Source organism: Chlorobaculum thiosulfatiphilum (assembly GCF_006265165.1).
Lineage (GTDB): Bacteria > Bacteroidota > Chlorobiia > Chlorobiales > Chlorobiaceae > Chlorobaculum > Chlorobaculum thiosulfatiphilum.
The window spans coordinates 1-284 of sequence record NZ_VDCH01000071.1; the positions used below are offsets into that span (position 1 = coordinate 1).

The 284-nt window shown below is 45.1% G+C and carries 1 protein-coding gene; it reads right to left on the minus strand.

The window, feature by feature from the left end; translation table 11 throughout:
- Nucleotides 1-26 precede the first annotated feature (26 nt).
- Nucleotides 27-284 (minus strand): hypothetical protein (locus FGF66_RS12770; RefSeq protein ID WP_170181384.1); only part of this gene is annotated, 258 nt, incomplete at its 5' end.

Here is a 284-nt window from a genome sequence, read left to right on the forward strand (position 1 = left end):
GCGGCAAACTCAACATGGCTATCGAATCATGACGGAACAGCAGAAGCCCTTACCCACGATATTCTGCGAAGAACCATATTTTCAGGCAGTTTGCTCCAGCCTAACGGGAAAAATTGATGAAGTAACGAGAGTGCCTCTACTGGAGCCTCAAGGTTATGAAGAAACACGTCGCTCAAGTCCTTGATAAAGATATCGGCAGCTTCATTATAGGGCATCTCTAAAAAGAGCGATTTGAAATATTCTTCTGACCAGCGACATCGAAACAAGGCGATATTGCCCTGCAA